General features: G+C 61.7%; 2 protein-coding genes. Both read left to right on the forward strand.

Annotated features, from left to right (window positions below; genetic code table 11):
- The first annotated feature begins 190 nt into the window (after positions 1-190).
- Positions 191-6,220 carry a DUF5801 repeats-in-toxin domain-containing protein gene (locus AC07V0_RS02155; protein ID WP_495019344.1) on the forward strand — a complete coding sequence of 2,010 codons (6,030 nt, stop codon included), beginning with the start codon at positions 191-193 and terminating at the stop codon, positions 6,218-6,220.
- Positions 6,221-6,507: 287 nt separating this feature from the next.
- Positions 6,508-12,567, forward strand: coding sequence for a DUF5801 repeats-in-toxin domain-containing protein (locus AC07V0_RS02160; RefSeq protein ID WP_495019345.1), 6,060 nt, complete (start codon positions 6,508-6,510; stop codon positions 12,565-12,567).
- Positions 12,568-12,660: the final 93 nt, after the last annotated feature.

Genomic DNA, 12,660 nt, shown 5'->3' on the forward strand with positions numbered 1-12,660 from the left:
GGCTTAAACACAGCGGGTAAATACGCGCCTACGCGGCAGAAACCCTGCGGCAGACGACCGGCGAGGACGGCTAGGCCGAAACTCCTATCCCGCATGGGAGTATCGGCCAATGTTCAATCTCCAGCGCTTAGTCATAGTGGTAGAGGTCAATGGTCAGGCCTCGATGACCGTAATTGCTCAGGAGAACGTCATGACTATTCGCGAGCAAAACTCATCGCTAACGAGCGATCCGACCTCCCTCAACTTAATGTCGATTACAGCCAACGCCCTGAGCGTGACGCCCGGCGCAAACGTTACGCTGGACGAAACGGCCGGGCTACAGAACCTCACCGCCACGCCAAGCCCCGCGGGAGACGCTGACGACAACGACATTCTGGTGGCCTCCCTGCCCTCGGCCTTCTCTACCCGTTTGACCGCACTGGGTGCAGGTACCGCAACGGGTGCGGCCTTGAGTGGCTATACCGGTGCCGTGGGCGACACCGGCAGCAATGCATTCACCCTCACCGACCCGTCCGGCGTTACCGATATCCGCTTCGTCGACAGTGCTGGCGCACCGCTCAATGGCCTGGATAGCGGACTGGATACCCTCGATGGCACCAGCATCCTTCTCTATACGGATACGAGCAACAATAACATCGTGGTGGGCCGCGCCGGGGGCCCAGCTGGCGCGATCGTGTTCGCTGGCTATATCGATGAAACCGGATCGCCGGTCTCGGGTGGCAAGATCTGGACAGTGGAGTACCAACCGCTCAAGCATCCAGATATGACGAACCCCGATGATTCGGTCAATTTGCTGAATAAGGTGTTCATCGGAGTCACTCAGGACCTGGGATTCAGTTTGACCGGTGCGCCATCCGGTCAGAACCTCTTCCTGATGTTCACGAAAGCGAATCCGACCGTTGTCGATGATGGTGGTGTTATGCGGATCACCGATCCCTCCATCATTGCCACCGGCAAGGACCCCGCAGACCAGTCAAGTGGCGCCAATATAAACACTGGTGACACGATCAATACCAGCCAGGGGGGCGGCCCAGCCACCATCGGCACCAACAACCAGATGATTACGGAACAGGAAGGCATCCGCTTATCGTTCGTCACCGGCGCCCGGCAGGATGTGACCGTTCCCAACCTTAGTCAGACAGAAGCCGATGTTGAGTCCAACATCGACTTTACCGGCGTTTTCAATACGAAGTCGGCCAGTTTCGACGTCGTGCAGTTACAAAGCGGCAAGAGTGCGGTCGTACAAATCAGCGCATTCAACACTGCTGCCGAACCTGGCGTGAACTTCATCAATGGATATACAAATGATACGTCGGTGGCCATCAACAGCGTTCGCGTCATCAACATCAGCACCGGCCAGGTGATCGAGAATTCAGACGGTTCGGTGAATGACCCGGCCATTACCATCAGCTTTACGGGTGGGGTTGCGACCGTCACCGGTGTTAAAGCCGGTTACCAGATTGAATACACCACAACCTCGGATCACAACCGCGTACTCATCGAGAACGGCGCGGCCCTCGACGCCAAGGGCGATAACCACGCCGATTTTGATATCGATGGCTTCCATCTGCGCCAAGCCTCTACTTCGACCGCCGAAATCGGCTCCAAGATGATCTTCGAAGACGACGGGCCAAGTATCAGCGCCACTGGCACGGAGCCAACACTGACGGTGGACGAAACGGTACTGACCACCGACGCCACCCAGAACTTCGCCGCCAACTTCAGCTCGGCGTTTGGCGCTGATGGCGCGGGCACATTGACCTACGCACTGGGTGTGGTGGCGGGCGGCTCCGGGCTGACCGACACGGCGACCGGTGAGGCCGTCAACCTGTCGCTCAACGGCAGCGTAGTGGAAGGTCGAACGGCCACCACCAACCTGCTGGTGTTCACGGTCAGCGTCGCTGCTAATGGCGACGTCACCCTCGACCAGCAACGGGCCGTGGTGCATCCCGATGCCACCAACCCCGATGACTCGACAAGCCTGACCTCGGACAACCTGGTGACCCTGACGGCCACCATCACCGACAAGGACGGCGATAGCACCCATGCCACCCTCAACATCGGGCAGAACCTGGTATTCAAGGATGACGGACCAAGCATCAGCACCACCGGCACCGAGCCAACACTGACGGTGGACGAAACGGTACTGACCACCGACGCCACCCAGAGCTTCGCGGCTAACTTCAGCTCGGCGTTTGGCGCCGACGGTGCGGGCACGCTGACCTATGCGTTGGGTGTGGTAGCCGGTGCCTCCGGGCTGACCGATACGGCCACCGGTGAGGCAGTCAACCTGTCACTCAACGGCACCGTGGTCGAAGGCCGTACCGCCACCACCAACCTGCCGGTGTTCACCGTCAGCGTGGCGGCTAATGGCGACGTCACCCTCGACCAGCAACGGGCCGTGGTGCATCCCGATCCAACCAATCCGGATGATTCGACCAGTCTGACCTCGGACAATCTGGTGACCCTGACGGCCACCATCACCGACAAGGACGGCGACAGTGCCCATGCAACACTGAACATCGGCCAGAACCTGGTGTTCAAGGACGACGGGCCAAGCATCAGCACCACCGGCACGGAGCCAACCCTGACAGTCGACGAAACGGTACTGACCACCGACGCCACCCAGAGCTTCGCCGCTAACTTCAGCTCGGCATTTGGCGCTGACGGTGCGGGCACCCTGACCTATGCACTGGGCGTGGTCGCAGGCGGTTCCGGGCTGACCGATACGGCCACCGGTGAGGCAGTCAACCTGTCACTCAACGGCACCGTGGTCGAAGGACGCACGGCCATCACCAACCTGCTGGTGTTCACCGTCAGTGTGGCCGCCAACGGTGACGTCACTCTCGACCAGCAACGGGCCATAGTGCATCCAGACCCAACCAATCCGGATGACTCGAAGACGCTGACCTCGGACAATCTGGTGACCCTGACCGCCACCATCACCGACAAAGATGGCGACAGTGCCCATGCAACACTGAACATCGGCCAGAACCTGGTGTTCAAGGACGACGGGCCAAGCATCAGCACCACCGGCACGGAGCCAACCCTGACAGTCGACGAAACGGTACTGACCACCGACGCCACCCAGAGCTTCGCCGCTAACTTCAGCTCGGCATTTGGCGCTGACGGTGCGGGCACCCTGACCTATGCACTGGGCGTGGTCGCAGGCGGTTCCGGGCTGACCGATACCGCCACCGGTGAAGCGGTCAACCTGTCGCTCAACGGCACCGTGGTCGAAGGCCGTACCGCCACCACTAACCTGCTGGTGTTCACCGTCAGCGTGGCGGCTAATGGCGACGTCACCCTCGACCAGCAACGGGCGGTGGTGCATCCCGATCCGACCAATCCGGATGATTCGACGAGCCTGACCTCGGACAATCTGGTGACCCTGACCGCCACCATCACCGACAAGGATGGCGACAGCGCTCATACGACCCTGAATATTGGACAGAACCTGGTGTTCAAGGACGACGGACCGAGCATCAGCACCACTGGCACGGAGCCAACCCTGACGGTTGACGAAACGGTACTGACGACCGACGCCACCCAGAGCTTTGCAGCGAACTTCAGCTCGGCGTTTGGCGCCGACGGTGCGGGTACGCTGACCTATGCGTTGGGCGTAACTGCCGGCCCGTCGGGACTGACGGATACAGCCACCGGTGAAGCGGTGAACCTGTCACTCAACGGCACCGTGGTCGAAGGCCGCACCGCCACCACCAACCTGCTGGTGTTCACCGTCAGCGTGGCGGCTAATGGCGACGTCACTCTCGACCAGCAACGGGCGGTGGTGCATCCCGATCCAACCAATCCGGATGATTCGACGAGTCTGACCTCGGACAATCTGGTGACGCTGACCGCCACCATCACCGACAAGGATGGCGACAGCGCTCATGCGACCCTGAACATCGGCCAGAACCTGGTGTTCAAGGATGACGGACCGAGCATCAGCACCACCGGCACGGAGCCAGTCCTGACGGTCGACGAAACGGTGCTGGCCACCAACGACACCCAGAGCTTTACCGCCAACTTCAGTTCGGCATTTGGCGCCGATGGGGCCGGCACGCTGACCTATGCACTGGGTGTGGTAGCGGGCGGCTCCGGGCTGACCGATACGGCCACCGGTGAAGCGGTCAACCTGTCGCTCAACGGCAGCGTGGTCGAAGGCCGCACGGCCATCACCAACCTGCTGGTATTCACCGTCAGCGTCGCCGCCAATGGTGACGTCACTCTCGACCAGCAACGGGCCATAGTGCATCCAGACCCAACCAATCCGGATGACTCGAAGACGCTGACCTCGGACAATCTGGTGACCCTGACCGCAACCATCACCGACAAAGATGGCGACAGTGCCCATGCAACACTGAACATCGGCCAGAACCTGGTGTTCAAGGACGACGGGCCAAGCATCAGCACCACCGGCACGGAGCCAACCCTGACGGTTGACGAAACGGTACTGACCACCGACGCCACCCAGAGCTTTGCGGCCAACTTCACCTCGGCGTATGGCGCCGATGGCGCCGGCACGCTGACCTATGCGCTGGGCGTGGTGGCGGGTGCCTCCGGGCTGACCGACACGGCCACCGGTGAGGCGGTCAACCTGTCGCTCAACGGCAGCGTGGTGGAAGGCCGCACAGCCACTACCCACCTGCTGGTGTTCACCGTCAGCGTGGCCGCCAACGGTGACGTTACCCTCGACCAGCAACGGGCCGTGGTGCATCCCGATCCAACCAATCCGAATGATTCGACGAGTCTGTCCTCGGACAATCTGGTAACCCTGACGGCGACCAAAACCGATGGAGACGGCGACAGCGCCCATGCCACGCTCAACATCGGCCAGAACCTGGTGTTCCAGGACGACGGCCCTACACTTGCCTTTGGCAACCTGATCGGCACCGGTAGCATCCTTCCACAACAGGGATACTGGGATCATTCAACCGGAGCCGACGGACTGGGTGCAACCGGTCTGGATATTTCGTTGGTGAATAACCAATTCACTCTCGTCAGGCCAGACAACACGACCACCACCGGGACCGGCACGCTCACCGAGCAATCGCCCTCGCCGGATGTCAATGGCGCGTTCCACTTCGCAGGGACTCTGACCGGTGATTTCGACAACAACGCCGCCACCGCGAATACCAGCGTTGACTACACGCTGACCGCCTTTGCCAATGGCACTTATGCCCTGGACCTGGTGCAAGGCTTCAGTTCCGAGATCGTGCTCAGCAGTGCCGACGGCTCGCTCAGTGCCGGCGGCCCGGATCCGGTGCGCACCTTGCTGATCCCACCGCAGAATCCGCCGACGATTCCTTCGCCATCTGAGGAGATTGTGTTCTTTTCCGCGAAAGCAACGGCGTCGACTGCGGACATCCTGACCGGTATCGGGCTTGGAGCCCCCGACCCCACCGAAGCCCAGCTACAGACCAACCCCCTGCCGTCGTACATCGACCCGAGGGCCATGAACGTCAGCACGTCCGGCATCGGCATCGCCAATAACCTGTTCCAGGGAGACAACCTGGCGGCCATCAGCAATGCCGATGAAAGCTTCGTGATCAACCCGGAAAGCCTGCTGACGAGCATGAAGGTCTTCATCGACAACTCCGTGGGGGGTTACGACACGGCGACCGAGGACCTGTACTACAGGGCCTTCTACGAGGATGGCACGTTCTCGAACCTGATCGAGGTGAACACCGTGACACCGGAGGCCGGTGGACAGGTGTCCTTCCTCATTCAGCAGCAGGGCACGAAGTTGATCGACGCTGTTCAGCTCACGATGGGCCGAGGCGAGATCAAGATCCCGACGATCGAGTTCACTCATGAGACCGAGAGCCTGGCCAGCGATGTCAAGCTGGCGTTCAACGCGACGCTGACGGACAAGGATGGGGACTCGGCGACGAGCACGTTCGACGCCAACCTGTTCGCCAACGACCTGGGCACCACCTTCGACTTCACGCTGGTGGGCACAAGCGGTGCGCGGGATGCCTTCAACATCGACTTGTCACTTCCTCAAAACAAGTACCAGATCACCGGCTTCGATGCGAGCGCAGGGCTGAGAGACACGCTGGTACTCAATGGCGACCAGAACGCCGTGGTGCAGTCGATCGACAACAGCGGCGCAAACAGCGTCGTGACAGTTGCCGAAACGGGCGGACAAATCACGACCATCACCTTGGTCGGGGTCGATCTGCTGAATACCGACATAGTCCATGGCAGCGCCTGAGGCGGCGCATGCATAAAGGATGCGAGGGTGGTGCAAAACCACCCTCGCTTTTTTTTTGCAGTTCCAATACCAAATCCGCACGGATCGCATTCGTTGTAAGCACTCGAGCACCGCAAGGCTTGAACCCAGGCCCTCCCTGCAACGGGCCTGCGACGAGGAAGACTAGTCTGAAACTCCCACCCCGCGTGGGAGTTTCGGCTGATGTGCAATCCCCGGTGCTTCTCCATAGTTGCGACCAATGGTCAACGGTCAGGCCTCGATGACCGCAACTACCCCAGGAACAAGTTATGACTATTGTCGAGCAAAATTCATCGCTGCCGGGCGATCCGACTTCCCTCTACACTTCGACCCTCGACCCATCGCTGACAACGTCGATTACGACCAACGCGCTGAGCGTCGTGGCCTCCGGCGCGAGCGTTACGCTGGACGAAACGGCCGGGCTACAGAACCTCACCGCCACGCCAAGCCCCGCGGGAGACGCTGATGACAACGACATTCTGCTGGCCTCCCTACCCTCGACTTTCTCTACCCGTTTGACCGCACTGGGGGCAGGTACCGCAATGGGTGCGGCCTTGAGTGGCTATACCGGCGCCGTGGGCAACACCGGCAGCAATGCGTTCAGCGTCAGCGCTGACCCCGGAGCAACCATTACCAATATCAGCTTCGTCGACAGCACTGGCGCACTGCTCAATGGTGTGGACAGCGGACTGGATACCCTCAATGGCACCAGCATCCTTCTCTATACCGATACGAACGACAACATCCTTCTGGGCCGAGCCGGAGGTCCAACCGGCGCAATCGTGTTCGCGGCCTATATCGAAGAAACCGGGTCGCCGCTGTCGGGCGGCAAAATCTGGACCGTAGAGTACCAACCGCTCAAGCATCCAGATGCGACGAACCCCGACGATGCGGTCAATCTGCTGAATAAGGTGTTCATCGGAGCCGGTCAGGACGCGGAATTCAGTCTGGCCAATGCGCCGTCGGGCCAGCAGTTGTTCCTGATGTTCACGACCGCGGGCGCGACGGCCGATGCGAACGGCCGGATTCCCGGCGTCTCGATCGTCGTCACCGGCAGGGATCCGCTGGATCAGTCGGCAAGCAGTGCTGCCATCACCAGTGCCGACACGGTTAACAGCAGCCAGGGCGGCGGCAGCACAACCCTGGGCACCAACAACCAGGCGATCACCGAACAGGAAGGCCTGCGCTTCAGCTTCGTCAGCGGTGCCAAGGCGGACTTCACGATCCCCAACCTGAGCCCGGGCGAAGCGGGCGTCGAAGCGAACATCGACTTCACCCAGTACTTCGGCGCCCGCTCCGCGACCTTCAAGGTCGTGCAGGAGACCGGCGGCACCACCGCGAAGCTCTTGCTCACCGCCGTCAAGAACGCCGACAACATCAGCGGGTCGCAGAGCGGCGTCAACTTCATCAACAGCTACGCCAACGACAGCACCGAAAAGGTCGCGATCATTAACGGCAGTGTCACCGTGAAGACGTTCGCGGGCGCCACCGTCAGCACCGCCGTCATCACCTACAACGCCGACGGCACGGTGCTGATCACCGGCGTTCCGACCGATTCGCAGATCACCTACAGCACGGCGACCGACCACAACCGCGTGATGATCGAGAACGCCGGGTTGCTGACCGACAAGAGCGGCGACAAGACACACGCTGACTTCGACATTGGCGGCTTCAAGGTGCTGCAGTCCAGCACCTCAACCGCCGAAATCGGCTCCAAGATGATCTTCGAGGATGATGGGCCGAGCATCAGCACCACCGGCACGGAACCGACCCTAACGGTGGACGAAACGGTACTGGCGACCAACGATACCAAGAGCTTTGCCGCCAACTTCACGTCGGCGTTTGGCGCTGACGGTGCGGGCACGCTGACCTATGCCCTGGGCGTGGTCGCGGGTGGCTCCGGGCTGACCGACACGGCCACCGGTGAGGCAGTCAACCTGTCACTCAACGGTGCAGTGGTCGAAGGTCGCACGGCCACCACCAACCAACTGGTATTCACGGTCAGCGTCGCCGCCAACGGCGACGTCACCCTCGACCAGATCCGCGCCGTGGTGCATCCCGATGCGACCAATCCGGATGATTCGAAGACGCTGACCTCGGACACCTTGGTGACGCTGACGGCAACCAAGACCGATGGGGACGGCGACAGCGTCCATGCCACCCTCAATATCGGGCAGAACCTGGTGTTCAAGGATGACGCCCCCAGCATCAGCACCACCGGCACCGAGCCAACGCTGACAGTCGACGAAACGGTGCTGGCGACCAACGACACCCAGAACTTTGCCGCGAACTTCACCTCGGCGTATGGCGCTGACGGGGCCGGCACGCTGACCTATGCGCTGGGCGTGGTCGCGGGAGGCTCAGGGCTGGTGGACACAGCCACGGGCGAGGCGGTGAACCTGTCGCTCAATGCCGGCGTAGTGGAAGGCCACACGGCCACCACCAACCTGCTGGTGTTCACCGTCAGTGTGGCCGCCAATGGCGACGTCACCCTCGACCAGCTCCGCGCCGTGGTGCATCCCAATACCACCAATCCCGATGATTCGAAGACCCTGACCGCGGACAATCTGGTGACGCTGACGGCAACCATCACTGACAAGGACGGCGACAGTGCCCACGCCACCCTCAACATCGGCCAGAACCTGGTGTTCAAGGACGACGGGCCGAGCATCAGCACCACTGGCACGGAACCGACGCTGACAGTCGACGAAACGGCACTGGCCACCAACGACACCCAGAGCTTTGCGGCCAACTTCACCTCGGCGTATGGCGCCGATGGCGCCGGCACGCTGACCTATGCACTGGGCGTGGTGGCGGGTGCCTCCGGGCTGACCGACACGGCCACCGGCCAAGTGGTGAATTTGTCGGTTAACGGCGGCGTGGTCGAAGGCCGCACGGCGACGAGCAACGATCTGGTATTCACGGTCAGCGTCGCCGCCAACGGTGACGTCACCCTCGACCAACTCCGGGCCGTGGTGCATTCCGACGCAAGCAATCCGGATGATTCGAAGACGCTGACTTCGGACAGCCTGGTGACGCTGACAGCGACCAAGACCGACAAGGACGGCGACAGCGCCCAGGCCACCCTCAACATCGGCCAGAACCTGGTGTTCAAGGACGACGGGCCAAGTATCAGCACCACCGGTACAGAACCGACGCTGACAGTGGACGAAACGGTACTGGCGACCAACGATACCAAGAGCTTTGCCGCCAACTTCACCTCGGCGTATGGCGCCGACGGTGCGGGCACCCTGACCTATGCGCTGGGCGTGGTCGCGGGAGGCTCCGGGCTGACGGATACGGCCACGGGCCAGGCGGTCAACCTGTCGCTCAACGGCGGCGTGGTGGAAGGCCACACGGCGATTAGCAACGACCTGGTGTTCACGGTCAGTGTCGCCGCTAATGGCGACGTCACCCTCGACCAGATCCGCGCTGTGGTGCATTCCGTCACGACCAATCCCGATGACTCGACGAGCCTGACCTCGGACGATCTGGTGACCCTGACGGCGACCAAAACCGACAAGGACGGCGACAGCGCCCAGGCCACCCTCAACATAGGGCAGAACCTGGTGTTCAAGGATGACGGGCCAAGCATCAGCACCACCGGCACCGAGCCAACGCTGACGGTCGACGAAACGGTGCTGGCGACCAACGATACCAAGAGCTTTGCCGCCAACTTCACCTCATCGTTTGGCGCTGATGGCGCCGGCACGCTGACCTATGCCCTGGGCGTGGTCGCGGGAGGCTCAGGGCTGACCGATACGGCCACCGGTGAAGCGGTGAACCTGTCGCTCAACGGCGCAGTGGTCGAAGGTCGCACGGCCACCAGCAACCTGCTGGTGTTCACGGTCAGCGTCGCCGCCAATGGCGACGTCACCCTCGACCAGATCCGCGCCGTGGTGCATCCCGACGCGACCAATCCGGATGATTCGAAGACCCTGACCTCGGACACCTTGGTGACGCTGACGGCGACCAAAACCGATGGGGACGGCGACAGCGCCCAGGCCACCCTCAACATCGGCCAGAACCTGGTGTTCAAGGATGACGCCCCCAGCATCAGCACCACCGGCACCGAGCCAATCCTGACGGTCGACGAAACGGTACTGGCGACCAACGATACCAAGAGCTTCGCGGCTAACTTCAGTTCGGCGTACGGCGCTGACGGGGCCGGCACCCTGACCTACGCACTGGGCGTGGTCGCGGGCGGCTCCGGGCTGGTGGACACGGCCACGGGCCAGGCGGTCAACCTGTCGCTCAACGGTGGCGTGGTCGAAGGCCACACGGCGATTAGCAACGATCTGGTATTCACGGTCAGCGTGGCCGCCAACGGCGACGTCACCCTCGACCAACTCCGGGCCGTGGTGCATCCCGTCACGACCAATCCCGATGATTCGAAGACCCTGACCGCGGACAACCTGGTAACCCTGACGGCGACCAAGACCGATAAGGACGGCGACAGCGCCCAGGCGAGCCTGAACATCGGACAAAACCTGGTGTTCAAGGACGACGGACCGAGCATCAGCACCACCGGCACGGAGCCGACACTGACGGTCGACGAGACGGTGCTGGCGACCAACGATACCAAGAGTTTTGCGTCTAACTTCAGTTCGGCGTTTGGCGCCGACGGTGCGGGCACGTTGACCTATGCACTGGGCGTGGTGGTGGGGGCCTCCGGGCTGACCGACACGGCCAGCGGCCAGGCGGTGAACCTGTCGCTCAACGGCGGCGTGGTCGAAGGCCGCACGGCCACCAGCAACTTGCTGGTGTTCACGGCCAGCGTCGCCGCCAATGGCGACGTCACCCTCGACCAGCTCCGTGCCGTGGTGCATCCCAACGCCAGCAATCCCGATGATTCGACGACGCTGTCGGCGGACAACCTGGTGACGCTGATAGCGACCAAGACCGATGGGGACGGCGACAGCGCCCAGGCGACCCTGAACATAGGGCAGAACCTGGTGTTCAAGGACGACGGCCCATCACTCGCCTTCGGCAACCTGATCGGGACCGGTAGTGTCCTTCCACAAACAGGGTACTGGGATCACTCGAACGGAGCCGACGGACTGGGTGCAACCGGGCTGGATATTTCGTTGGTGAACAACCAGTTCACCCTCGTCCGGCCAGACAACACGACCACCACCGGCACCGGCACGCTCACCGAGCAGTCACCCTCACCGGATGCCAATGGCGCCTACCACTTCGCAGGCACGTTGACCGGCGATTTCGACAACAACGCCTCCACGGCAAATACCAGCGTCGACTACACGCTGACCGCCTATACCAATGGCAGCTACACACTGGACTTGGTGCAAGGTTTCAGTTCGACGATCGTGCTCAGCAGCGCCGACGGCTCGCTCAGTGCCGGCGGCCCGGATCCGGTGCGCACGTTGCTGATCCCGGCGCAGAATCCGCCGACTATTCCTTCACCCTCCGAGGAGATTGTGTTCTTTTCCGCCAAGGCAACGGCGTTGCCTTCGGACATCCTGAGCGGTATCGGGCTCGGTAAACCCGACCCCACCGAAGCCCAGCTACAGACCACCCCCCTGCCGTCGTACATCGACCCGGCGGCCATGAACGTCAGCACGTCCGGCATCGGCGTCGGCAATAACATTCTCCAGGGAGACAGCCTGGCGGCCATCAGCAACGCCGATGAAAGTTTCGTGATCAATCCGGAGAGCCTGCTGACGGGCATGAAAGTCTTCATCGACAACTCCGTGGGGGGGTACAACACGGCGACCGAGGACCTGTACTACCGGATCTACTACGAGGATGGCACCTTCTCGAACCTCACCGAAGTAAATACCCTGACGCCGGAGGCCGGCGGACAAGTGTCCTTCCTCGTTCAGCAACAAGGTACGAAGTTGATCGATGCGGTTCAGCTCACGATGGGCCGAGGCGATGTCAAGATCCCGGTGATCCAGTTCATTCAGCAGACCGAGAACATGGCCAGTGATATCAAGCTGGCGTTCAACGCGACGCTGACGGACAAGGATGGGGACTCGGCGACGAGTGGTTTCAACGCCAACCTGTTCGCCAACGACTTGGGCACCACCTTCGACTTCACGCTGGCTGGCACGGCCGGTGTGCGGGATGCCTTCAACGTCGACTTGTCATTCACCCAGAACAAGTACCAGGTCACCGGCTTCGATGCGAGCGCAGGGCTGCGCGACACGCTGGTGCTCAACGGCGACCAGGGCGCCGTTGTCCAGTCGATCGACAACAGCGGCGCCAACAGCATCGTGACGATCGCCGAAACGGGCGGACAAATCACGACCATCACCTTGGTCGGGGTTGATGTTCTGAATACCGACATTGTCCATGGCAGCGCCTGAGGAAGCGCACGCGTGAAAGAATGCGAGGGTGGCGTAGAAACCACCCTCGCATGCCTTACAGGTCTGATATGGGATTCACGGACGGCGACACAG

The organism is Pseudomonas sp. GW821-FHT01E10, assembly GCF_059422365.1.